The 22,663-nt window shown below is 57.3% G+C and carries 22 protein-coding genes; 11 read left to right on the forward strand and 11 right to left on the reverse strand.

Annotation, left to right across the window (positions count from 1 at the left end):
• Positions 1–13 precede the first annotated feature (13 nt).
• The 6 genes from ABOK31_RS32675 (at position 14) to ABOK31_RS32700 (ending at position 5,610) form a co-directional block, all read left to right on the forward strand.
• Complete coding sequence (locus ABOK31_RS32675) at positions 14–715, forward strand: GntR family transcriptional regulator (RefSeq protein ID WP_349961884.1); 702 nt, start codon at positions 14–16, stop codon at positions 713–715.
• 32 nt (positions 716–747) lie between these two features.
• Complete coding sequence (locus ABOK31_RS32680) at positions 748–1,800, forward strand: ABC transporter ATP-binding protein (protein WP_349961886.1); 1,053 nt, start codon at positions 748–750, stop codon at positions 1,798–1,800.
• Positions 1,797–2,825, forward strand: coding sequence for an ABC transporter ATP-binding protein (locus tag ABOK31_RS32685; RefSeq protein WP_174173564.1), 1,029 nt, complete (start codon positions 1,797–1,799; stop codon positions 2,823–2,825). The genes ABOK31_RS32680 and ABOK31_RS32685 overlap by 4 nt, the downstream gene beginning before the upstream one ends.
• A 42-nt stretch (positions 2,826–2,867) precedes the next feature.
• Entirely contained in the window at positions 2,868–4,358 is a 1,491-nt protein-coding gene (locus tag ABOK31_RS32690; protein ID WP_349961887.1) for an ABC transporter substrate-binding protein, read from the forward strand.
• A gap of 534 nt (positions 4,359–4,892) precedes the next feature.
• On the forward strand, positions 4,893–5,168 hold the full coding sequence (locus ABOK31_RS32695; RefSeq protein ID WP_092713160.1) for a metal-sensing transcriptional repressor: 276 nt from the start codon (positions 4,893–4,895) through the stop codon (positions 5,166–5,168).
• A 4-nt stretch (positions 5,169–5,172) separates the two neighbouring features.
• The gene (locus ABOK31_RS32700; RefSeq protein WP_174173562.1) at positions 5,173–5,610 is read left to right on the forward strand and encodes a YqaA family protein; all 438 of its coding nucleotides are present in this window, start codon (positions 5,173–5,175) and stop codon (positions 5,608–5,610) included.
• Between the two features lie 233 nt (positions 5,611–5,843).
• Here ABOK31_RS32700 and ABOK31_RS32705 read toward each other — a convergent pair whose 3' ends face one another.
• The 5 genes from ABOK31_RS32705 to ABOK31_RS32725 form a co-directional block, all read right to left on the reverse strand.
• The gene (locus tag ABOK31_RS32705) at positions 5,844–6,107 is read right to left on the reverse strand and encodes a hypothetical protein (RefSeq protein WP_349961890.1); all 264 of its coding nucleotides are present in this window, start codon (positions 6,105–6,107) and stop codon (positions 5,844–5,846) included.
• Between the two features lie 363 nt (positions 6,108–6,470).
• On the reverse strand, positions 6,471–7,805 hold the full coding sequence (locus ABOK31_RS32710; RefSeq protein ID WP_349961892.1) for an MFS transporter: 1,335 nt from the start codon (positions 7,803–7,805) through the stop codon (positions 6,471–6,473).
• A 164-nt stretch (positions 7,806–7,969) separates the two neighbouring features.
• The gene (locus ABOK31_RS32715) at positions 7,970–8,866 is read right to left on the reverse strand and encodes a dihydrodipicolinate synthase family protein (RefSeq protein WP_174173560.1); all 897 of its coding nucleotides are present in this window, start codon (positions 8,864–8,866) and stop codon (positions 7,970–7,972) included.
• Positions 8,867–9,007: 141 nt separating this feature from the next.
• Positions 9,008–10,702, reverse strand: coding sequence for a dihydroxyacetone kinase family protein (locus ABOK31_RS32720; RefSeq protein ID WP_349961894.1), 1,695 nt, complete (start codon positions 10,700–10,702; stop codon positions 9,008–9,010).
• A gap of 11 nt (positions 10,703–10,713) precedes the next feature.
• On the reverse strand, positions 10,714–11,904 hold the full coding sequence (locus ABOK31_RS32725) for a pyridoxal phosphate-dependent aminotransferase (protein ID WP_234910176.1): 1,191 nt from the start codon (positions 11,902–11,904) through the stop codon (positions 10,714–10,716).
• Between the two features lie 347 nt (positions 11,905–12,251).
• On the opposite strand from ABOK31_RS32725, the gene ABOK31_RS32730 reads away from it, so the two are divergent.
• The 5 genes from ABOK31_RS32730 to ABOK31_RS32750 all read left to right on the forward strand — a co-directional run bounded on the left by ABOK31_RS32730 (position 12,252) and on the right by ABOK31_RS32750 (position 16,143).
• The gene (locus ABOK31_RS32730) at positions 12,252–13,160 is read left to right on the forward strand and encodes an ABC transporter substrate-binding protein (RefSeq protein ID WP_349961896.1); all 909 of its coding nucleotides are present in this window, start codon (positions 12,252–12,254) and stop codon (positions 13,158–13,160) included.
• A gap of 78 nt (positions 13,161–13,238) precedes the next feature.
• Positions 13,239–13,970 carry an amino acid ABC transporter ATP-binding protein gene (locus ABOK31_RS32735; RefSeq protein WP_349961898.1) on the forward strand — a complete coding sequence of 244 codons (732 nt, stop codon included), beginning with the start codon at positions 13,239–13,241 and terminating at the stop codon, positions 13,968–13,970.
• 11 nt (positions 13,971–13,981) lie between these two features.
• Positions 13,982–14,653 carry an amino acid ABC transporter permease gene (locus ABOK31_RS32740; protein WP_174173556.1) on the forward strand — a complete coding sequence of 224 codons (672 nt, stop codon included), beginning with the start codon at positions 13,982–13,984 and terminating at the stop codon, positions 14,651–14,653.
• A gap of 3 nt (positions 14,654–14,656) precedes the next feature.
• Positions 14,657–15,322: an amino acid ABC transporter permease gene (locus ABOK31_RS32745; RefSeq protein WP_174173555.1), complete on the forward strand. Its 666-nt coding sequence runs from the start codon at positions 14,657–14,659 to the stop codon at positions 15,320–15,322.
• A 14-nt stretch (positions 15,323–15,336) separates the two neighbouring features.
• Positions 15,337–16,143, forward strand: a complete 807-nt coding sequence (locus tag ABOK31_RS32750) for an IclR family transcriptional regulator (RefSeq protein ID WP_349961901.1) — start codon at positions 15,337–15,339, stop codon at positions 16,141–16,143.
• Positions 16,144–16,314: 171 nt separating this feature from the next.
• Here ABOK31_RS32750 and ABOK31_RS32755 read toward each other — a convergent pair whose 3' ends face one another.
• The 6 genes from ABOK31_RS32755 to ABOK31_RS32780 form a co-directional block, all read right to left on the reverse strand.
• On the reverse strand, positions 16,315–17,115 hold the full coding sequence (locus ABOK31_RS32755) for a hypothetical protein (protein ID WP_349961903.1): 801 nt from the start codon (positions 17,113–17,115) through the stop codon (positions 16,315–16,317).
• Between the two features lie 223 nt (positions 17,116–17,338).
• Positions 17,339–17,665, reverse strand: a complete 327-nt coding sequence (locus ABOK31_RS32760) for a hypothetical protein (protein ID WP_174173552.1) — start codon at positions 17,663–17,665, stop codon at positions 17,339–17,341.
• Between the two features lie 226 nt (positions 17,666–17,891).
• Complete coding sequence (locus tag ABOK31_RS32765) at positions 17,892–19,364, reverse strand: glycosyltransferase family 39 protein (protein WP_349961905.1); 1,473 nt, start codon at positions 19,362–19,364, stop codon at positions 17,892–17,894.
• Between the two features lie 14 nt (positions 19,365–19,378).
• Positions 19,379–20,461, reverse strand: a complete 1,083-nt coding sequence (locus tag ABOK31_RS32770; protein ID WP_349961906.1) for a glycosyltransferase — start codon at positions 20,459–20,461, stop codon at positions 19,379–19,381.
• A gap of 462 nt (positions 20,462–20,923) precedes the next feature.
• Positions 20,924–21,667: an ABC transporter ATP-binding protein gene (locus ABOK31_RS32775; RefSeq protein ID WP_349961908.1), complete on the reverse strand. Its 744-nt coding sequence runs from the start codon at positions 21,665–21,667 to the stop codon at positions 20,924–20,926.
• A gap of 41 nt (positions 21,668–21,708) precedes the next feature.
• A complete protein-coding gene (locus ABOK31_RS32780; RefSeq protein ID WP_349961909.1) occupies positions 21,709–22,662 on the reverse strand; it encodes an ABC transporter permease in 954 nt (317 codons plus the stop codon).
• Position 22,663: the final 1 nt, after the last annotated feature.

Raw genomic sequence — 22,663 nt, forward strand, 5'->3', positions numbered from 1 at the left:
CAGGGAGATTAGCATGACGAAATTGAAGGGCGGCAATGCCAAGCTTCCACGCTCCAATCTGGCGACGCAGGTCGCCCATGAAATTCGCAATGGCGTTCTAAACGGTGCTTTCCCCTTAGGCTCGCAGTTGAACGAGGCCGAGCTCGCCGAGCGTTTCGGTGTCAGTCGTGGTCCTGTCCGCGAAGCCCTCGCGCGGCTGGCGCAGGAGGGGATCGTCAACAGCCTGCCGCATCGCGGGGTCTTCGTGCCGGAACTGACGGAAAGCGATGTCATCGACATCTACCTCGTACGCCAGCCCTTGGAGCTTACCGCGATGGAAAAGATAATGGGCAGCGCGGAGAAGCGCATCGCCGTGCACAGGGAACTCAGCGCCATCGCCATCCGTATGGAGCGTGCCCGCCTCAGCCGCCATTGGTCACAGATTGCCGAGCTCGACATGCAGTTCCATCGAACCCTGGTCGATGCCGCCGAAAGCCCGCGGCTGTCGCGTGTCTATGCCACCGTACAGGCCGAGACGAAGCTATGCCTGCACAAGCTGATGGGCGGTTACAAGGGAAACGACGCTCTTGTGCAGGAACATCAGCTTCTCGCGGATCTGGTCTTGTCCGGCACACTGGAAGCCGGGGTTGCTGAGCTGCGCCGGCATTTTGGCAATCCTGTCGAAACGATGCGCAAGGCGATCCAGGCAAGGAAGGATGTCGCCTCAGCAGCGTGAATCCTCTGTTCCTCATATGGGAGAATGATCGCATGACATGCAAGGCCTGCGAAAGTACCGACCGATCTGCAGATATCATAGACCCAATCCTGTCCGTCCGCGATCTGACGGTGCACTTCGTCGGACTGGATCAGCCGATGCTGGATCGAGTCAGCTTCGACGTTCGTAGGGGTGAGGTCGTTGCGCTGGTAGGCGAATCTGGTTCCGGCAAGAGCGTGACAGCGCTATCGATCATGCGCCTCTTGCCTTCAGCAGCGAAGATGTCGGCATCTGCTATTGAATTCGATGGTCAGGACCTGCAGAAGCTTTCCTCCACCGCGTTCGATCGCCTCAGAGGCGGCCGTCTTTCCATGCTGTTCCAGCAGCCGCAAGTCATGCTCGATCCGACATCGAAAGTCGGTGTTCAGGTGGGTGAGCCGCTCCTTTATCATAACGGCACGCATGGTCGGGAAAATCGCCGGCAGGTGGTTGGCCTTCTGGGGGAGGTCGGCATCCCGGATCCAGCAGCGCGGGTGGATTGCTACTCCTTCGAACTTTCAGGCGGTATGGCTCAGAGGGTCATGATGGCCGCGGCACTCAGCGCCGGTCCGGAGTTGTTGATTGCCGACGAACCGACCACGGCGCTCGATGTGACCGTCCAGACACAGATCCTGCGACTCCTCGATACCGAACGCCGTCATCGCCGCCTTGCCGTGCTGTTGATCACTCATGATCTTGCCGTTGTTTCAGCGATCGCCGACCGCATTGTCGTGATGTATGCGGGGCGTGTCGTCGAGGAGGGTCCAACGTCGCAGGTTCTGAAGAATCCCGCGCATCCCTATACGCAGGCCCTGATCCGTTGCTCGCTTCTTCAGGTCGACGCTCAGGGACGGCTATTCTCGTTGCCGCATGGCGCTGTGCATGCAAGGGATCTGGCCGTTGGCTGCCGCTTCCATCCGCGTTGTCCCGTGGCACAGGCTCATGGTTATCTGGAACGCTGTGTCATGGAGGAACCCGGTCTTCGAGACACCGACTTCGGGCGCAAGGCGCGATGCTGGACTGTCGTTGATCGCGAAGCCGCTGTCAGCGAAGGGGCTCCCGCATGAAGCCGCGCGTCTCAAGCACTGATTTCGTGATCGCAGAAGGCCTCACCAAGCATTATGCGCTGTCCGGGGGGAGGCTGGTACGTTCGGTCGATGGAGCCAGTTTCTCCATTCGGCATGGCGAGGTCTTAGGACTCGTGGGTGAATCCGGCTGCGGCAAGAGCACTATCGCAAAGCTGCTCACGCGCCTGACGCCACTCACGTCGGGGCGTGTCAAAGTTGACGGTCGTGATGTCATGGCCTTGCGTGGCGAGGAGCTGCGCAAGATGCGCCGTACCATGCAGCTCGTGTTCCAGGATCCCTATTCGGCCCTTGATCCTTCGATGACCATCGGCGAAAGCATGAAGGCGCCTCTTTCGCAACATGCGATGTACATGCCCGCCGACTGCAAGGGCAGGGTGATCGAAATGCTGCGCGAGGTCGGCCTTACAGAGGCTTTCTACGACCGCTATCCCAATCAATGCTCCGGCGGGCAGCTCCAGCGCGTCGGGATCGGGCGCGCGCTTCTTCTGCGACCGGAGTTTCTCATCTGCGATGAGCCAACCTCAGCTCTTGATTCCTCCATGCGCACGCAGATCCTCAACCTCCTGGCGGAACTGAGGGTGCGACGGCGCCTTACGATCCTGATGATCACGCACGACCTCAGGCTGGTGTCTCGCTTCTGCGACAGGATTGCCGTCATGTATCTCGGTCAGATTGTGGAGATCGCTCCTGCCGCCGATCTGTTCGCGTGCCCCCGGCATCCGTATACCCAGGCCCTGATCGCCTCGTCCTTGCTCGAGGTGCATGGTCTTGAGGAGACGATCGACACTTTGCGGGGAGAGCCGCCCAGTCCTCTTGCTCCGCCCGAGGGTTGCCGTCTGCGGACGCGCTGTGCGCACGCCGATAACCGCTGCGCACAGGCGCAGCCTCAACTCCGCAGTATCACCGAGGACGATGGTGTCCGACACTTCGTGAGCTGCCATCATTTCGAGCGGATCGAGGAAGTCCGCAAGAAGCACCGCAGGCCTGCGGCCGCGACCGCCTGAACATGCCAGAAAGTCCAAAAATCATTAAAGGGGAATATGAGCATGAAGCTTTTCAAGAGAATCTCCCTGCTGCCGCTGCTTCTGATGGCAACGACAGCTCACGCTGAATCCTTAGTCGTCGGCGACTTCTGGAGCATAAAAAACAATTGGGCGATGACATCGGATGATGTCTACGTCGGAACCGTGGCTGGCTGCTACGAAGGGCTTGCCCGCGTCAACTACGACGGCAAGCTCGAATCCTGGCTCGCCACTTCCTTCAAGCACGTCGAGCCGAACGTCTGGGAAGTCACTCTGCGACAGGGCGTGGTATTTCAGGATGGAACCCCGCTGGACGCAGACGCGGTCGTGTTCGCGCTCGACAAGATCCTCCATGGCGAGGTAGCCGCGCGTGCCTTCTCGCCGAAGATATTCAAATCGGTGGAAGCGCTCGGCAAGGACAAGGTACGAATAACGACGGTTCAGCCGCTTGCGATGTTGCCGGCCCATCTTGCCGCGCCGGCGACAAGCATCCTTTCGAAGGCCGCTTACAGGCAAGACGGTACAGTCGATCCCATCAACCACTGCACCGGACCATACACGATCGTCTCCGTGGATCAGGCACAAGGGCTCAAGGTGAAAGCGAATCCGACATATTGGGGCAAGAAGCCCGCAGTTGACGAAGGTGAGGTGAGGTTTGTCCTCGACGCCAATACACGCGCAGTCCAAGCGCGTTCGGGAGAGGCAGATATTGCACGTCTAGTACCGGCCTCCAGTGTCAAGCAGATCAATGACTCAGGCGTTGCGACCGTGTCCGAGGCCTCGACGCCGCGTACGACCATGCTGGTGATAAACAATAAGAAAAAGCCGTTCGACGACATACGCGTGCGAAGGGCAATACAGGCAGCGATCGACAATCAGGCAATTTCCGACGCGCTGTTCGAAGGCTTGATGCCGGCCGCCAACGACGTCTTCCGCCCTACCGATGCCTGGGCGCCGAAGGATCAGAAGTCGACCTATAATCCCGACCTTGCCAAGTCTCTGCTGAAGGAGGCTGGCATCACGTCAGGAAGCCTGAAGGTAGAGATCATTGCCTATGTAGAGCGGGCCGAATTCAAGGACATCGCCGCCGCCGTCCAGCAGATGCTCGCCGAAATTGGCATTGAGAGCACGATCAAGCAGGCTCAGTACAATGCCGTGGAACCGGATTTGCTGAAGGGCAATTTCGACCTCGCGTTTCTGTCGCGCAATTATCTGACCGACGTTCTGGATCCGGCTGGTTTTTTGTCCTCCGATTTCTCCTGCGATGGTAGCTACAACCTCGCGCACTATTGCTCGCCGGAAGTGGATGCCTGGATCAAGGATGCCCGCGCCAACGACAACGATGGGGAACGGTACGCGCTCTACGGCAAGATTGCCCAGAAGCTGCAAGACGATGCGGCCGTCGTCGATATCGTCCATGTGAACACGTTCGATGCGATCAGCAAGCGCGTCCAGGGCTTTCGACCACACCCGCTCAATAATTATTATTTGACGCCCGATCTTTCTCTGAAGTGATTTCGGGGAAGATCGCGCCTCGCGAGATCCCCGACCCGAAACGGTGCAGCCGGTCCCGTTCGATTGCGGCTGAGCTCTGGCGACGATCTCGGAAAAGTTTGCCGTTAGCGACACTTGGAGTTCCCCTTCGCTAACGGCGTTTTTTTCTTCCGCACCTGTAACCCGCAGGGCTGAAACGATTGATTTCATCCATCGTTCTGCAGGTTCGTACTTGCTGGTATCCTGACCGCAAGGGTAGGAAATTACGGCTTCTCGGCTGGCCGGCATCAATCTGAGGCCGAGCAAAGCGGCGGGGAACCATGCTTGCCACGACAAAAGACTGGCTTGATCGGGATGCTGAAGCCGTTGTCGTCCCCGATGACCCCTTGTCCCCCAGTCAAGTGCGCTACCGTCTGCCATGTCTTCATCAGACTCTTGAGGCCGCCGCAACGATCGCTGGCCGCAAGAGCTACCTCCGGTGTTCGCAGCCGCTGGATTTTTCGTGAAATCGGGCTGGTATTGACAGTTATCCTCTCTGGGGGGATACAGGAAATCATGACAGAACACACACATGACACCCATCCCGAGATCGTCAAGCGGCTCAAGCGCGCCCACGGACATCTGAAGAGCGTCATCGCCATGATCGAGGATGGCAAGCCATGTCTCGACATCGCCCAGCAGCTATCCGCCGTCGAGAAGGCGATCGTCAACGCGAAGCGGACACTCATTCAGGATCATCTCGATCATTGCCTCGAGGAAACACTTGGCGCTCTCCCGCGCGATAAGCGCCAGTCCATAGACGAGTTCAAGACGATCACGAAGTATCTCTAAGGATATGATCGATTTGTTTGCCTATTTCGGGCTGTTCGTGGCGGCCTTTGGTGCGGCAACGATCCTTCCCATGCAATCCGAGGCGGCGCTTGCAGGGCTTCTTCTGACCGAAAGGTATTCGGCGCTTTGGCTCGTCATCACCGCGAGCCTCGGCAACATTTTGGGCTCCGTCGTCAACTGGATGCTAGGCAGGGGGATCGAACGGTTTCGCGACCGTCGCTGGTTCCCGGTCGGCAGCGACACGCTCGATCACGCTCGGGGATGGTATCGCCGTTACGGGCGATGGTCGCTGCTGGCAAGCTGGGTACCGGTTATCGGCGACCCGATCACCGTTGTTGCTGGCGTCCTGCGGGAGCCATTGTTGACCTTCCTATTGTTTGTAACGATCGCGAAGGTTGGGCGTTATGTCGCTCTTGCGCTGGTAACGACTAGCCTGACGTGACGCGCTGGAATCGCGCCGGGTGCGGTCAGCTCGTCGTGAACCACCAGCTTTCCTAGCTGCCGATCAATGAAGCGACGCGCTGGAGTCGCGGCTCGCTTCCATCTCTGCTCGATAGCGATGCGAGGTCTCTGCGCTATAAACGGATCTCCGCCGGATCATGCCCCGAAGCCCTTGCTTTGAGCTGAACGACGATCATGCGCAGCCTCCCGATTATCCGCGAATCGCCGCGGTTTCTACCGATTGAAATCTCGATCTACTTCGAACATCCAATGGCGCATATGATCGAGCAGGAGCGCGACGTCATATCGCCACTCCAGAGCTAGAAGTTTCAAGTCCATCCTGCCGCACTGAAGACGCAAATCAAGCGCGTGTCTGAGGTCCATAAGCTCGTCAGAGCTTGGCGAATGCTGGAGAGTGTTCTTGAGCCTTGCGCCATGGGCCAGGCGCCTGGCAAACAGTTCCAGATCCGATGTTGTGTCCTGGGTCGTCTCGATCATAAATAATCCTCCAAGCTGCAAATTATATCGTATTACGATATAATTCAACAGCGCGGCAGATTTTTGTCGACGCAGGATCCGGGTCCTCGAGCATTGGCACTCTTATGACCGACAAGATCTTTGATTGGGCGCTAGAGGTTTTCATGACTTCCGGTCGATTGGACTCATAAGATGGAGCCAATTAACTCCAATCGGAATGGCGGAATTATACCGGAAAACAATTCTATCCATGGTTGACCCATAATCATAATAGCGCCTACGGGTCGGGCGGGCCAATTGGTTGGCCCGTATCGGCAGCCTCACCTGAAAAAGGGTTGGCTGCCGTAGTTCGCGATACATCGAAACCGACTATATAGCGTTCCTCTAACTGTCTGATCTTGCAGCGCGCAATGCGAATGCGCAGACAGCCGAGAAGATGGCCATCAGTGCCATATAGACGGCGATAGGGGTGGTGTTTCCCGGATACTCCGCCATAAGCGTTGTTGCCAGCAGCGGCGAAAGGCCGCCGCCAAGGATCGGGCCGATCTGCTGAACCAGCGAAAGGCCGCTATAGCGGATGCGGGCAGGGAACAATTCGGAGAAGAAGGCACCCTGGGCACCGAAGACCGAACCGTGTCCGACCGCCAGGCCCAGTGCGATCGCGAGCCAGATGCTGGTCGTGTTGCCGCTGTCGAGCATGGCAAAGAAGACGATGGCGAGCGCGACCTGGAAAAGCAGGCCGGCGATGTAAACTGGGCGCCGCCCGATCCGGTCGGAGAGCGCACCGAACAGCGGAAGTGTCAGGCATTCCAGAGCGCAGCCGACCAGCACGCCGTTCAAGATCATTTGCCGCGGCAGGCCTAGCGAATTGACGCAATAGGTAATGGCAAAGACGGCATAGATGTTGAAGAGGCCGCTTTCGGCAATCTTGGCGCCTATTCCAAGGATCACGTTGTAGCGATGGTCGCGGACGGCTTCGACGACGGGCAGGGCGGCCGTTTCTCCCTGTTCCTGGATGCGCTTGAAGGCGGGCGTTTCGGAGATCTGGAAGCGGATGAACAGACCCAGGGCAACCAGCACGATGCTGAAAAGGAACGGCAGCCGCCAGCCCCAGGACAGAAAGGCTCCCTCGCTCATCTGTGTCGACAAGATGCCGAGCAGGGCGATCGGTATCAGGAAGCCGGCCGGTACGCCGATATGAACCAGGGAACTGTAGAAGCCTCGTTGCTCGGGCGGCGCGTGTTCGACCGTCATCACCATGCCGCCGCCATACTCCCCGCCTATCCCGATCCCCTGGGCAAGACGCAGGAGCAGGAGGCTGATCGGAGCCCATATGCCGATGCTGTCGTAGGAGGGTACGAGCCCGATGAGAAAAGTTCCGGCCCCCATGATGATCATCGTCAACAGCAATGCCGTCTTGCGGCCGATACGATCGCCAAAATGGCCGAACACGATGCCGCCGATGGGGCGCGCGCAATATCCGACAAAGAAAGTGGCGAATGCGGCGAGCGTTCCGATCAGAGGATTGTCGTTTGGAAAGAATATCTTATTGAACACCAGCGCCGTGGCGGTCGCGTAGAGCGTGAAATCATAATATTCGATCGTATTGCCCATGGCGCTGGCCAATGCGACCTTGCGCATATCCTTGGCCAGAACCGGTCGTGAATTGGCTATGCGGCTCTCGGTTGGAGAGATGTTTTCTGGGGCCGATGTTCTCACTGTTTCCTCCCGTTCAGATCGTTTGTTGTTTCCGTCTGCTCGTGTCGCCTCCCTCAGCCAACCCACCCCACGCAGTGAGGCGAGTCGACTGACGACACGAGTCCGATCGTATGGATCGGGGTTGGCGGCGGGCTCTGTCCGTGCAGGACCTGCCATCGACGGTCTTATTTTTCTTCGTAGCGCAGCACGTTTCTGAGCTCGCGCTGGATGTTTTCGAGCTGCGCGGGCGTCGTTGCCGGCATCGGCATCCGCGGCAGGCCTGCCTCGGTGCCCTGAAGCGCGATCGCCGTCTTGATGTTGGCCGGCAGATTGTCGGCATAGATCGCGTTCCAGAAGCGCAGGAGCGCCTCGTGAATCTCCTTGGCGCGGGGATGGTCGCCACGCTGCACCGCATTCCAAAGGGCGACGCAGACGCTGGGAACCGCGGCCGGATTTGCCGCGATGGTGCCATGGCAACCCAATGCGAATGACGGGTAGAGCAGGGCATCGACCGCGGTATAGACCTTGCAGCCCTTCGGGATGCCGATCATCAGGTCGGCCATGAGCTTGAGATCGCCGGCGCTTTGCTTGACGGCCTGGACGCCGGGCAATTCCGTCATGAGGCGGATCAGCAGCGACGGGCTGAGATAGTTCCAGGGGACGACATTGTAGATGATGACCGGTATATCGGTGGCCGCCGTCAGCGTCTTGAAATGCTCGAATGTAGCGTTCTCGTCGGGTTTGAAGACATAATGGACCGGCGTCACCTGCAGGCCGTGGATTGGAAGGTGGGAGATGGCCTTGGCGCGACGCACGGCTTCGCGCGTGGAATTGGCGATGATGCCCGCCAGGACCGGAATCTGTCCGTTGACCTCTTCCACCGTGATTTCCATCAGGCGGACGAATTCCTCGAATGTCAGCGTATGGCCCTCGCCGGAACTGCCGCCGACGCAGACGCCGTGAACCTTGTTCTTCAGGTTGAATTTGACGATGTTGCGGAAGGCCGTTTCGTCGATGTCGCCGTCCTTGGTGAAGGGGGTGACGATGGGGGGGATGATGCCGGAGACTTTGTCGAGATTCATGTTTGAAGTTCCTGTTTTGAGCGAGAGATGGCCGAGATCGGCCGATGACATCAGGGCGCAGGTCGGGGATCGCTTCCCCTGAGGAAGACGCCATGAAATCCGGGTTGTTCGAATGTCGGTTGTGGCGTTACGCCAGCGAAATCAGAGACTTGTCGCCAGCGCCTCCATCCAGATCGCGACGGCCGCAGCCCCACCGTCCTCTGTTCCGAGCGCTCTTTCGCCGAGATAGCTTGCGCGACCGAGCTTCGGCACCATATCCGCCGTGCGGCGTGCGCCCTCGGCCGCTGCAGAGGCTGCACGTTTCCAGGCCTCGGCTGCCGGCAGGCTGCCGCCTTCCGTCTCGAGGGTCTTCAGTGCCGGGGCGAGCGCATCCAGCATGGTTCTGTCCCCGGGTTTTGCGCCGCCGATTTCGCTGATTGCAGCCATACCGATGGCAAACGCCTCCCGAAAATCATCGGGCGAGAAGCGATTGTTCCGGCCGAGATGGCGACCGGCCCGGGTCAGTGCGATGGCATAGAAGGGACCGGAGCTTCCGGCGATCGCCCGTCGCAGGGCATTGCCCATCGCAACCATGGCATTGGCCGGGTTGATCCAGGCGCTTTCCGGCAGCGCACGGATGGCCTCGGCCCCACGAAGCATGCTCGCACCCAGATCGCCGTCGCCTGCCTTGCTGTCGAGCTCGGTCAGATGGCCTTCGGCCGTTTCGAGCGCGTTACAGACGGCAAGACCAATGCGGCGCAATTCTTGCGGGTCGAAGCGTCCGGCATCGCCGAGAGGCGCGTCCGTCTCTGCGGTGCGCACCGCCGGCACGATATTAATGGTACCAGCAACCTCTCCGCCCCTTGGCCAGGCTGTTGCGGTCGTTGCCGCGTCCAACAGTTCGAGATCGTCTTGACGCAGATCGAGCAGTGAGATCGAGCAGCCCGGCATTTCCAGCGCGGTCAGGAAATTGCCGCTCCAGGCCCGCTCGATCCTAAGGCCGCGTGAGCGCAGGGCAGCAACCGCACTGCGGGCGACGATGGCCAGTTCCATCGGGGGGGTCGCTCCAAGGCCGTTGACCAGCAGAGCAACCCGGGCGCCGGCATCGAGCTTCATGTCACTGACGATCTGATCGACGATCCTGTCGGTGACGGCATCGGCGGGCAGCAATTTGGTGCGTTCGACGCCTTTTTCCCCATGAATGCCGAGGCCAAGCTCGATTTCATCCTCGCCGAGGGTGAAACCAGCCTTGCCGGCGGCCGGCACGATGCAGGAGCCGAGCGCGACCCCCATCGTTCCGAGACGGGATGCGGCGGACCGCGCGATGTCGGCAACTTCCTTGAGGTTCTTGCCGCTTGCCGCGGCCGCACCTGCGATCTTATGAACCAGCACCGTTCCGGCGATGCCGCGGCGGCGTTCGCGCGGTACGAGGCCGGAAAGCGCCACATCGTCCGCCACGACGACGAGTTCGGTGGGAATGCCTTCGATGGCGGCCAGTTCGCCGGCAAGGCCGAAATTCAAGCGGTCGCCGGTATAGTTCTTCACGATCAGAAGTGCGCCTGCCGGGCCGGCACTGGCACGGATGGCAGCAAGTACGGCATCGACGCTCGGGGAGGTGAAGACTTCGCCGGTAACAGCCGCAGTCAACATGCCAGGTCCGACATATCCGGCATGGGCCGGTTCATGTCCGGCGCCGCCGCCCGAGATCAGGGCGACCGGCCGGTTTGCGATCACGGGCAGGCCGGCGCGCAACACGACATTCTCCGTGTCGAGCAGCGCAAGGCCGGGTGCGAGAGCGACAATACCCTCCAGCATTTCCCGGACGACATCAGCGGGTCGATTGATGAGCTTCTTCATTGTCCTTCATCCTATTGCTGCTTGCACAGAAACGCTTCCAGTCGTTTCGCACCTTCCTCGATGAGTGCAGGATCAACGGCAAAACACACGCGTAGGAATTCTTCCCCGCCTGGGCCGAAAGCCGAGCCCGGAGCGACCCCCACGCCTGCCTCCTTCAGGATCCTGCGCGCCATATCATAGCCGCTATTCATGCCATGGACGGAGAAGAAGAAATAAAAAGTTCCATCAGGCCAGAAGACACGGACATTCGGCAGCTTATCGAGCGTCGAGCAGATGATTTCGCGCCCACGCGTCGATCGTGCAACAAGGGATTTGATGAATTCGTCACCCTGATCGAGTGCCGTGATAGCAGCGTGCTGAACGAAGGTGGCGACGCTGGTCGTGTTGTATTGGCTGAGATTGTCGAAGATCTTGGACATCCCCTTCGGGTAGATGACCCAGCCAATGCGCCAGCCAGTCATGCACCAGTTCTTCGAAAAGGTATTGGTGACGATCAGCCGATCGGTAGGCTCCATGATCTCCAGGAAGGAGGGGGCAAGAGCGCCGTTATAGGTGAAATGGGAATAGACCTCGTCGGATATGATCCAGATGCCCTTGCTTCTGGCGAAGTCGCGCACGGCCAGCATCTGCTCTTTCGGCATAACCCAGCCCGTCGGATTCGACGGGGAATTGATGGCGATCACGCGGGTCTTGGGCGTGACCGCGCCGAACAGATCGTCGAGATCGAGCGCGAAACCGCCTCCGGCAAGAGTACGGTAGGGTACCGGAACCACTTTGCCGCCGAGAATGCCGATGATCTCGATCAGGTTCGGCCAGGCCGGCACCGGCACGATGACTTCGTCGCCAGGGCTCAGGACAGCCTGGACCGCCTGCATGATGGCCTGAACACCGCCTGCCGTTATGCTGAAGCGATCGGCGCCGATATCGACGTTGAAATGCCGTTTGTGATAGCGGTCGAGGCCTTCGCGCAGGGCCGGCACGCCCAGAGCGTAGGTATAACGGGTCTGTCCCGCAGCCAGCGCCGAGACCGCGGCCTCGCGTATGAATTGAGGTGTCGGCAGATCGCCTTCGCCGATCCAGAGTTTGATCACATCGGGATCTTCGCGCGCCAGGTCGGCAATATCGCAGATCTGGTTGAGCTCGATTCCATTGATGCGTGCTGGCGTGCCGGAAACCGGCCACTCGGTCGCCCGATAGTCCATAGAAATCATCTCCTCGCGCGGTCGTCGAACGGTCCGCAGCGCAGTTGGCATCGATCCGGCGCCTGGCGGGCGGACTGATGAAAAAGTCATCTTGATTGTGCCTGAGCGCTTCTCCAGCGCAGCTGGCAGTTTAGCGCATCAGATCCGCTTGATTTTGCCCCGTCCTCCCCGACGCCGTCATTTGTCTTTATTCCGTAATATGGAATATGATTTTCTAATATGTCGAGTTAAATAAATAAAAATGAGATAGTCAAGATAGATATTGCGGATTATTTTATTTTATGCGTTTATGAACTTGCTGATAATTATTATTCCGCAATACGGAACAAGATAAAAGGGGAGTAGCGATGAAGAAGCTTGTAGTGCTCGCAATGGGGCTGATGCTGGTGATGGGAGGCGTTGCGTCGGCAGCCGACGATCCCAAAGGTACGCTCGGCGAGATTATGAAGGACAAGAAGATCGTCATCATGAACGATCTTTCGGCGGCGCCCTGGCAGTTCAGGGACGCAAACGGCAATCCGGCCGGCTTTTCCGTGGATCTCGACAGGCTTATTGCCTCAAAACTCGACGTTGACCTCGAAATGCGGAATGTCGAGTGGGCGGGGCTCATTCCCGGCCTTCTCAGCCGCAAATCCGATATTCTGGCGACGAGCATGTCGACGACGTTCAAGCGTGCGCAGCAGATCCTTTTCACGACGGAGAGCTGGTATTCCACCGGCGTCGTGGCGATCGTCAAACCGGAAGACCAGGGCAAATCCTGGGAGGAGCTGAACGAGGCCGGCAAGCGCATCGCCGTCAAGGCGGGCACCAATGCCGTCGATGCTGCCAAGCAGTTCTTCCCGAAGGCGGAGCTGCAAACCTACCCGAACGACACGGATACCTACCAGGCGCTGAAGACGGGCCGCGTCGATGCGGCGCTCAACGACCTGGCCGTCCTGGGAGTGGTAAAATCGGAATATGGTTTCGAGGCCCTGAAGCAGCCGCGTGAACTGATCACGACCGATACCTGGGGCTTTGCCGTGCGTCCGGGTGACACCTACACCTGGCAATACCTGAATTTCTTCCTGGCGAAGATCCGGGATAGCGGTGAGTTGGCCGCGCTCAAGAAATACTGGGTCGACGGCGATACTTGGAAGAAGGACTTCCTGGAAAAGAACAATGGCGTTTCCGACGAGCGCAAGAAGCTGGTCGATCTGCTTGGCATCGGCGCCTATGCGCCGGAGAGTGGCAATGCCAGCCGTATGACATTGCAATAGCGACGGATTTGGAGATGAGCGTCGGCCACTTGCCGACGCTCGGCCTATCGTCTCTCGGCAAGGTTATGGAGGATCGCGATGGCATTTTTCGAAGCGCGCGACGTCAATTTGCATTTCAAGGATTTCCACGCCCTGCGCGGAATATCCATTCAGTTCGAACGGTCGGATGTGCTCGTTGTCTGCGGTCCGTCCGGCTCAGGCAAGAGCACCTTCATCCGCGCCATAAACAGGTTGGCGGGATCCTTGTCCGCCGGCCAGATCCTTCTCGGCGGCCAGGACATCGCCGCCATGCCGCGCCGCCAGCTGTATCGCAGGATCGGCATGGTCTTCCAGCGGTTCAACCTGTTCCAGCACCTCAGCGTGCTCGACAATATAGCCTTGCCGCAAAGGCGTGTTCTCGGACGCAGTCGCAAGGATGCCGCAGCGCGGGCGATGGAGCTTCTGGCGCGCGTCGGGCTGGAGAGCAAGGCTGGCCGTTACCCCGCGCAATTGTCCGGCGGTCAGCAGCAGCGTGTCGCCATCTGCCGCGCCCTGGCGATGGATCCCGAGCTGTTGCTGTTCGACGAACCGACCTCGGCGCTCGATCCGGAAATGGTCGGAGAGGTGCTGCAGGTGATGCGCGAGCTGGCGGCATCGGGCATGACGATGATCGTTGTCACCCATGAAATGGGGTTTGCGCGGGAGCTTGCCACCGAGGTTGCCTTTCTCGATGCCGGTCAATTGGTGGAAAAAGCGCCCCCTTGCGAATTCTTCTCGCGGCCGAAAGAAGCGCGCACGCGCGCCTTTCTCAATCAGATCCTCCGTCACTAGGCTGATCGCACATGATCTCGGATGCTTACGATATCTTCTGGCAGTATCGCGATACCTATCTCACCGGCATGCGCAATGCGCTTGCGGCTGCGGCCGTCGGGCTGTTGCTTGCGCTTTGCGTCGGCATGATCGCCGGCATTGTGCGGTTTTCTTCGCGCGGCATTTTCAGCAGGGCAATTGCCGTCTATGTCTCGCTGGTTCGCAATACGCCGCTGCTTGTGCAGGTCTACTTCATCTATTTTGGTCTGCCGACACTTGGCATCACGCTGTCGGCCTTTTCGACGGGCGTGATTGCGCTGACGTTCAATTCGGGCGCCTATATCGCCGAAATGGTGCGTGGAGGGCTGAATGCGATCCCGCGAGGCCAGATCGAAGCGGCCCAGTCGCTCGGTTTGAAATGGCGCATTCTTCTGCGTTACGTCCTTCTCCCTCAGGCAGCACCGACGATTCTTCCGGCAATAACCGGGCAGTTCGTGCAACTGGTAAAGGACACTTCGCTCCTCTACACGATTGCCGTGCTGGAAATCACCAAGGCTGCCGACGATGTCGGCAACGAAACATACCAGTTCCTGCCAGCCTATCTGGTAAGCTGCATGATCTACATCGTTATCTGCGTCGTGCTCAACCTTCTCGTCGATGTCTATGAAAGCCGTGCCGGCTTTTCCAAACACAAGCGGGCCTGAGCCATGAGCACCATTGTTGCTGTCGCCGGCGATGCCATTCAGCTTATTCTCACCGGGCTTCCCATCGTCCTCTTCCTGACCGCCGCGGCGTTCTTTCCCGCACTCGGTCTCGGTATTGTAGGAGGGCTTCTCGCCTCGTCATCCCTCGGGCCGATCCGCTTCCTGGTCGGTGCTTATGTCTATCTTTTTCGCAGCATGCCGTTCCTGATGTTCGTTTTCCTCGTCTATTACGGGCTGCCGCAATATGACATCGATATCGGTCCAGTTTTGACGGCTGTCATCGCCCTTTCGCTGTCGCACGGTGCCTACATGACCGAAATCATACGCGGCGGCCTGAAGGGGCTGGACAAAGGCCAGAACGAGGCTGCCATAGCCGTCGGCTTCAGCCTGTTCCAGCGTCTGCGCGATATTACCATCCCGCAGACGCTGATGGCGGTCATTCCCTCGCTCGTCGGCCAGGCCATATTGATCATCAAGGATACCTCATTGATATCGGTGGTCGGCATCAGCGAAATCACGAGGCTGGGGCGAGAGGTAGTCATCCGAACCAACCAACCCTTTATTGTGTTTACACTATTGGCGCTAACCTACTTCGTGGTCTGCTTCTCTTTGGAATTTATTGCGCGTAAACTCGAAGCAAGAGCAAAGCGGATTATGGCCGGGCATTGAAATTGGAAAGAGATATGAAAACGCATTCGGTGATCAATGAAGCGGCCGTTGACGAGGTTCCGGCAGGACCGGAAAGCAGGGATGCCGGCGCCAAATCGCTGCGCAAGATGGCGCGTGTGCTGGATACGTTTTCCCGCGCCAAGCCGAGCATGACGATCGCCGAACTCTCGGAAGCCACAGGGCTGCCGAAGACGACGGTCCATCGTATCGTCGCATCCTTGCGGGAGGTCGGCCTGCTCGATCAGGACGGCAAGCGCCAGGGTTATCGGCTCGGCCTGAAGATGTTTCACTATGGCAGCAGCGTCCTGGCAAGCCTCGACACGCCGACGCGGGCGCATCCGCATATCGCCAAGCTGCAGCAGCTGACGGGCGAAATCATCCATTTTCACATGTTCGATGGAAGCCAGATGGTTTGCGTCGAGCGCGAGGAGATGATTGCCTCCAGCCTGACGACGCTGCAGGCGGCGCCGACCTACTGTACCAGCGTTGGTAAAGCCTTCCTGGCGTTTCAGGACGAGGAGCTGATATTGCGGATTGCCCATGAGGGCTTACATGCCTATACCGCAAATACGATCACGAAGCTCGACGGGCTGATCGAGGAGCTGGCGGGCATCAGGGCCAAAGGGTTTGCGGTCGATAACGAGGAAATCGAGATCGGGGTGCGCTGCATCGGAGCGCCGGTGCGCGATTCATCGGGGCGCGTCTTCGCGGCGGTAAGCGTTTCCGGGCCGAGCGAAAGAATGCCCGACGGACGCCTCGCAGGTCTCGCACCTGTCGTTGTCCAGACCGCGAACGATATTTCCCAAGCTCTGGCCGATTGATGGACGAGCGGCTGAGAGGGATGCCTGCCGGAACTCGGCTATCCCAAGGCGACCTTTCGCGTTAGCCGCCTGACCGCTGATTTGAGATTGCCGAAGCGTGGGGTGGGTTTCGATATGAAGCCCGGTCGATATGATGGCGGGCCGGCAACGGGTGTATGGCTTGGTTGATCTCTATTGTGCCAGCATATCGGTGAGCGCATGCCGCATAGATTCGCTCGAAATGCCGAAGAGACCGCCGTAGGGAAGATCGAGATCCAGGATGACAAACATGACGCTCGCCACCGAGACGATGGCGACGGCGACAATGGAACCCGTGAGCGGGTTTCTGGGAGCTTGAAGACCGAAGCTTAGGAATACCAGCATAAGCCAGAAGATCAGGACGCCGAGGAACGGTGCTGAAAGCGAGCCGTGCGCGTCCTCGATCACGATCCATCGCGCCGCCAAGAGATTGCTGAAGAGCTGATTGCAACGGGTTACGAGTAGCTGATGCAAGGGATCGGCTGGCTGTTCGCGGGCAATGCCGAGCCCCATGTCGTTGAGAATTGCTCCAAGAGCGGGCGCTTCGCCGGTCAAAGGCAATTTTGATATGTCAGGATATGTGACCCCCGGTGGAATTGGCTCACCTGGCCATGTGCTGGCAATGACAGCGGTTGTGTAGCTGCGCAGAAGTTGCCGCTCATTATCCAATGCCGGGCCATAATTCCTCAGGCAGCGGTCCATCTCGGCCAGACCGGAGGCGTAGCGGTTGCGATCGTGAGATGCCGTTGTGAACGCATTCAGTTCCGATGCCAAAAGCAAGCTCATGACAAGTGCGGCAAAAGTGACGAGAAGGGCCGTGACGACCCGGAGGAAGTCTATTGTCTCGCTGCTGCGGTGCGGGGCAGGTAATCTCGCACGCAATGTCGAGCCGACTGCGGCGCTAAACACAAGAAGAACAAACAAAGCCAGCGTCCAGACCGCTTCGCGTTGCATCGAAAATGCTCCAGCTGCATATGGCCGTTGATTATGTCATGTATCTCGATGAAGCGGGAGAATAAAAGCTCCGCGATACTTTCGAGGCGTTCGCATAGCCTGGCAGGCAGGTATTCCTGGCGGCTACGGAGTTTGGAAGCCTGCTATCGTTTGGATGACGATCGAGACCCCTCATTGCCGAGAGTGAGGACATGCTGCCCGTGTGGAAGTCGGGCAGAACGGATCAGGTGAATACCGCGACGCAAACGGACAGCCAGATCAAGGCGACCCCCAATGCCAGAGCGCGCCTGGCACCGACAACTTTTTCTGCCTCTTCTTCCGCTACAGGCGTCGTTACGATCCAGGGCACGGAACCGAGAGCCGCAAATCCGATGATGGCTAAGGCCACCACAAAATAATCGGATATGCGCCAGGGCCCTTGGTCATACACTCCCCAGTAGCCCAGAAAGGCCATTCCCACTGCAAACATCGTCGCGGACGCGGAGCAAAGCCCCGTAACGGAGCCCGCAGGTGCGCGCATCTTGCTTTTTTCCGGTGTTGATCCGTTCATGACGCCATATCCACGACGGCAAGCCGCCTTTCCGCATATATGTCAGGAATTGAGAGCGACGTGAAGCGATGGTTATCGCCAAACGCCGGATTGCAACAATGGGGATGTCCATGTTCGATCTTCAGCACCAGTCGGCGGAACCAGCACACAGCTTGAACTGCAATCATTAGCCAATGATGACCAGGTTTGGCAGGAAACCCGAGCTGACAGTATGCCTAGGGTGTAATCAGCGTTCCAAAAGACGATAGCGCTCCAGCTCGACACCGGTCTCTCGAAACCCTTCAGTATTTTCCTGGCAATTTGCGCCCACGACCAGAAACCGGTGTGGGGTATCGGCATCATCTTCAAGGCTCGTTTTGTGACGACGTTGCAGGTAGGCGTGGAGCGCCCAATCCTGCAACACGCTTCCGCAGCCGGAGACGGCGCATCTCCCATCACCGCCGCATGCTGTGTCGGCGATCCTGGATGCATTTTCGATTGCGGGACTATCGCCTCCGGGTCGGCCGAAATTGGCGGCGACCGAGAGTACGGCACCTGCGAGGAATAAAGCCAGAATTAGCTGCAGCCGAGATCGTCCGTTGAGACTCAATCTTGAAAAAACACCGACGAGGGCAGGGGTCAAAATTACGCTAAGACCCGCCGACAGATAAATAAGCGCCGGGTTGAAATAAAAGCTCGAAACACGAGGACTGAGAAGAAGGGGCAGGGAAGCCGAAAAGCCGACGGATACCAGGAATGCTGCGCGGCGCAGTCGCAGTTCATGTTGTTCAAAGCCATCCAGCACTTTTATTCCCAGCCTATGAGCCGTGATAAGCAAGATCGACGCGGCGGTGATCGGGTATGCACTGACGCGCAGGAATGTGCGGACGGCTGCCCATCCAGCGCCGTTGTGGCCACGCTGTCCATTCAGGCTTGGCAGCAATTGAACGGAAAGATAGCGACGGATTGCGTCTCGTGGCTCCTCGAATTGCCACAGGATCACAAATGCGGCAGTCACGATAAGGGTCAGAAGCAATGTATCCCAAAGGGCATGCCGCCATGAAATCTGCCGAAGAGACAACCAGTGCAAACCCGGTGCGGCAAGCGGAAACAAACCCACCGGACCTTTTGTCGCCACACAAAGAACTGTGAAAGCGCCACTGGCAGCAATCAGAAGAAGGCGTTTCCGGCCCATTTCCTCGGGCTGCTCATATGCGATGACGACGAGAAGCAGTGCCGCCAACGGAAAAGCCGTCAGTTGATTTTCAAGCATGCCATTGGCGAATGCCCAGCTGACCCGGCCGGGAATTACGGCCATGAGAAGCGCAAAGGGTGCCATCGCGGCCATCCACGCATCATTGCGGTGCAGGCGCTTCCATATTTCCGTCAGCAGGAGTCCACTTGCGAGCAAGGTGAGAAATGAAAAGCATTTCTCAACAGCGATCGTGTCGCCAAAGATAAGGAAACCGATGGCCTCCAGCCACATCATCAACGGCGGATGCTCGGCAAAGGCCGAAAACAAACCATTGGAGAAATAAGGCGTCCATGGCGTACCGTGGCCCTGTGCCATATTCCTGGCGATACTGGCATAGATGGTTCCATCGAAGAACATGGAAAGCTGGACAAGCCTGGCGAGAATCGTCAGGCAGATGAAGATTGCCAAGATTAGCCAGAGCACGGTCTTCAGCTGCAAAATGACGCGTGCGTCCGACGTCGACATATCCGTCTGCGCACTCACTTCCATATGAAGCGGCTCGCGACAACAAACTTCCAGACACTGTCTATTGCGAGCCCGGCCAGGGTAGCGATCAGGACGGCATGGGCAAAGTGGTCATAGGTAAGTTTGGCTAGCGAGATATTTGCAACAATGCCTATGGATGAGAAGCCAAGAAATTTCAGGTAGCCCAGAATCTGCCGGCGACCACGCAGCCGCCGGTCTCGAAACGTCAGAAGATTGTTCAGAAGGAAATTGTTGGCGGAGGCCGTCAGAGTCGCGAGTGCTTGAGCGGCTAGAAACGGCAGTGATAGCCATAGCGCACCGTAGAGCGTCGCGAAGTGAACGCCAAGTCCGGAGCCGCCGACGAAAAGAAAGGATATGAGGCTGACCGGCAGCATGCCCCCTGTCATCTTGCTTAACGTGAAGGTCAGGAACTTCCAGGCGACATAGCAGTCCAGCTTCGATTCGCCATGCTGTCTGCTTGCGAATTCAAAGGGAACCTCAGCATGACGAAGATTCCTATGCGAATAGAGGATATCGAGAAGAAGCTTGAAGCCTGGATCACCGAGATGAGGCGCGACCTCGAGGAAACTGCTGCGGCGAATAAGGAAAAAACCGGTCAATGGATCCAAAAGCTTGCGGCCAAGAATAAGACTGCTGCACCAATTGCCAAACAGCGATATTCTATGACGCAAGGGTGATAGGCCGCTCAGTCCGTCGCAGCCGTCCAGGCGCCGGGCAGCGCTTACCACATCGAGGTTATCGCGCTCGAGGCGCGCAACCAGTTCGGATAGTACCATTGGGTCATGTTGGCCATCCGCATCCATTACGCAAAGCAGGTTTCCCCTGGCAGAGAGCATGCCTTGAATGCTTGATCGTGCCAGGCCTCGATCTTCCAGCCGTATTATGGTGCGGATGCGATAATCATCTGCTGCATAGTCATATATCTTCTCAGCGGTCCCGTCGGCAGAATTATCGTCGACAAACAGGATCTCCCAGTCAAATGCGTTCAATGTTGCTTTTACGCGCTCGATGAAGTGGAGGACGTTATCCGCCTCATTATACGTCGGAGCGATGATCGATAGTTTTCTTTGAAGCATATGTCCCTGGTACATGATTTGTTGAAGTCGTTGAGCTCAACAAACTCTGACGACTTTGACTCGTCATCACATCGTCACTGATACCCATGTGTCTTATTCAGTGATATGTGATTGTCTCTATGTGCAGTATGAATAATAGAATGGGCATAGCCATTTTTAAGGGAAGTTCTCTAACAACGAGTAGTAGTAAATGGAATTTTACATTGTTTTGTGGGTTGATGCTTTCAATTGCTGGGAGCATGAAGCAATCGCCTGCCACGTTGTCTAAGTTATGGCTATTATGTTGCCTGGAGTTTCTGTTGGTGGAAAATCGTGAACGAAAGTTGCCTACTTTGATCGAGTACCGACGTATTTTATCGGCCGCAGAGGCGGTACCTTTTGCAGTAGGTTGCCGGCAGCGAAAGGCTTTGCCGAACGTTTGGCTCGGCGGATGCGATCATACAATACTGCGATAAGCTTTCATCAAGTGCCGAAGTAAGCGTTCAGCGCTTCAGCGGGAGGGCCATCCATGCGCACCTTACCGTGCTCCAGCCATACGATCCGGTTACAGTTCTTCGCCAGAAGTTCTTTCGCATGACTAGCAATTACCAGGATTTGCGTCTGTTCGACCAACTCATTCAAACGCTGGTTGGCCTTCGCCTTAAATCCCTCGTCACCCGTTGCCAGCCACTCGTCCATAATGAGTATTTCGGGCTGGAGAATTGTCGAGATAGAAAACGCCAACCGCAGTTGCATCCCGGTGGAATATGTTCGAACCGGCATCTCCAAAAAGCCGCCCAATTCACTGAAGTCTGCGATCTCTTCAAGCCGTCGCTTCATCTCCTCCCGTCGGAATCCAAGCAGGGCTCCTCGAAGGTAGATGTTTTGCCGACCTGTGGCCTCTGGATCGATTCCGAGCGAGATGTTGATCAATGACGTGCATTTTCCACGAATGTCCACCTTGCCTGATGTTGGCGCGTAAACGCCGGTCAGCACTCGCAAAAGCGTCGTCTTGCCGGAGCCGTTGTGGCCTATGAGGCCGATACGGTCATGCGCTCTTAGCTCAAGGTTGATTCCATGAAGTCCTCGAACCACGACAACCCCATGACCCTCCGTGTTGATAGAACCTCCGGTGGCCATTTTCATAATATGATTTTTCAGCGATCGGCCGCGTGCGTTATAGATCGGGAAGTCGACTGTGACATTCTGCAGAGATATCGAAGTCATGTTTCTGTTTGCCTGTCTTTCTGAAATCTCACGGCTTCACATCAGAGCCAATACGCAATACGCGCTCTATATCTATTCAGCAGTAGCATCGTGAAAAGCCAGCCAACCATGGCAGTACCCGTGACGATACTCCAATTTGCAACCGTTACCCCTTGCCCCAGCAGTGGATTTCGGACAACAGACATCAAGTGGAAAAAGGGATTGTAATCGAGCATCAGGTGCGAAGCCCTCGACTGGAGATGGTCGGGCATCCACATGATCGGCGTAACATACATCATAACCTGCATTATATTCTGTACGATCTGAGTAAGGTCGCGATAGCGTGTACACAGGATTGCCAATGTCAGAGCGATCCAGGTCATGTTCAGCGTAGCGAGAACAAACCCAGGGATCACGAACGCGGCTGAGAGCCCGATTGGCCTCCAAAATATTATGAGAATTATTGGGAATATAACGAGATTATGTAGCAGTATGACTGTATTTCTGTACCAACATCTCAATATATAAGTAAAAAATGGAATATCCAGTTGCAATATTACGTCGCTATTCGATGTAAAGCCAGAGCATCCTTCGCTGACGATTTGAGAATAGTATCCCCAAAAAATCAGGCCGACGCATATGAATGGAAGAAATTCACGCATCGGAGAGTTAAAGATCGTGCCGAAAACCAAGCCAAGGGCTCCAATCAGCACACCCATGTTAATGGTAAGCCAAAACGCACCAATTCTTGATCGTCGATAACGTTGCGCAACATCTTGCCATCCGAGCAGCGCGGCCAGGCGAAAATTATGCAGTGCTTCGGCAACATCCCACACCGCGCCATGATGTCGGACTTTATTCCTGACGATTTCTAAATTACTCACCGGCAACCCATCTTCCGCTTGTCTTTCGTCTTCTGATGCGACGATGAAGGCAGCTTCCGTTTTCCCTTCAACCTTCTGGTTTGGAGGACGGCATCCGGAAAGCTGTCTCGATGAAACAAAGTTTGAGTCCAAA

It is taken from the genome of Rhizobium sp. ZPR4 (assembly GCF_040215725.1).
In the GTDB taxonomy this organism is placed as follows: Bacteria; Pseudomonadota; Alphaproteobacteria; order Rhizobiales; family Rhizobiaceae; genus Rhizobium; species Rhizobium rhizogenes_D.

Coding starts and splice junctions, on each gene's coding strand:
- ABOK31_RS32680 (WP_349961886.1), top strand. CDS start 748: ATGACATGCAAGGCCTGCGAAAGTACCGACCGATCTGCAGATATCATA.
- ABOK31_RS32755 (WP_349961903.1), bottom strand. CDS start 17,115: ATGCAACGCGAAGCGGTCTGGACGCTGGCTTTGTTTGTTCTTCTTGTG.
- ABOK31_RS32730 (WP_349961896.1), top strand. CDS start 12,252: ATGAAGAAGCTTGTAGTGCTCGCAATGGGGCTGATGCTGGTGATGGGA.
- ABOK31_RS32760 (WP_174173552.1), bottom strand. CDS start 17,665: ATGAACGGATCAACACCGGAAAAAAGCAAGATGCGCGCACCTGCGGGC.
- ABOK31_RS32705 (WP_349961890.1), bottom strand. CDS start 6,107: ATGATCGAGACGACCCAGGACACAACATCGGATCTGGAACTGTTTGCC.
- ABOK31_RS32675 (WP_349961884.1), top strand. CDS start 14: ATGACGAAATTGAAGGGCGGCAATGCCAAGCTTCCACGCTCCAATCTG.
- ABOK31_RS32770 (WP_349961906.1), bottom strand. CDS start 20,461: ATGCTTCAAAGAAAACTATCGATCATCGCTCCGACGTATAATGAGGCG.
- ABOK31_RS32685 (WP_174173564.1), top strand. CDS start 1,797: ATGAAGCCGCGCGTCTCAAGCACTGATTTCGTGATCGCAGAAGGCCTC.
- ABOK31_RS32725 (WP_234910176.1), bottom strand. CDS start 11,904: ATGGACTATCGGGCGACCGAGTGGCCGGTTTCCGGCACGCCAGCACGC.
- ABOK31_RS32700 (WP_174173562.1), top strand. CDS start 5,173: ATGATCGATTTGTTTGCCTATTTCGGGCTGTTCGTGGCGGCCTTTGGT.
- ABOK31_RS32740 (WP_174173556.1), top strand. CDS start 13,982: ATGATCTCGGATGCTTACGATATCTTCTGGCAGTATCGCGATACCTAT.
- ABOK31_RS32720 (WP_349961894.1), bottom strand. CDS start 10,702: ATGAAGAAGCTCATCAATCGACCCGCTGATGTCGTCCGGGAAATGCTG.
- ABOK31_RS32690 (WP_349961887.1), top strand. CDS start 2,868: ATGAAGCTTTTCAAGAGAATCTCCCTGCTGCCGCTGCTTCTGATGGCA.
- ABOK31_RS32765 (WP_349961905.1), bottom strand. CDS start 19,364: ATGTCGACGTCGGACGCACGCGTCATTTTGCAGCTGAAGACCGTGCTC.
- ABOK31_RS32750 (WP_349961901.1), top strand. CDS start 15,337: ATGAAAACGCATTCGGTGATCAATGAAGCGGCCGTTGACGAGGTTCCG.
- ABOK31_RS32695 (WP_092713160.1), top strand. CDS start 4,893: ATGACAGAACACACACATGACACCCATCCCGAGATCGTCAAGCGGCTC.
- ABOK31_RS32735 (WP_349961898.1), top strand. CDS start 13,239: ATGGCATTTTTCGAAGCGCGCGACGTCAATTTGCATTTCAAGGATTTC.
- ABOK31_RS32775 (WP_349961908.1), bottom strand. CDS start 21,667: ATGACTTCGATATCTCTGCAGAATGTCACAGTCGACTTCCCGATCTAT.
- ABOK31_RS32715 (WP_174173560.1), bottom strand. CDS start 8,866: ATGAATCTCGACAAAGTCTCCGGCATCATCCCCCCCATCGTCACCCCC.
- ABOK31_RS32745 (WP_174173555.1), top strand. CDS start 14,657: ATGAGCACCATTGTTGCTGTCGCCGGCGATGCCATTCAGCTTATTCTC.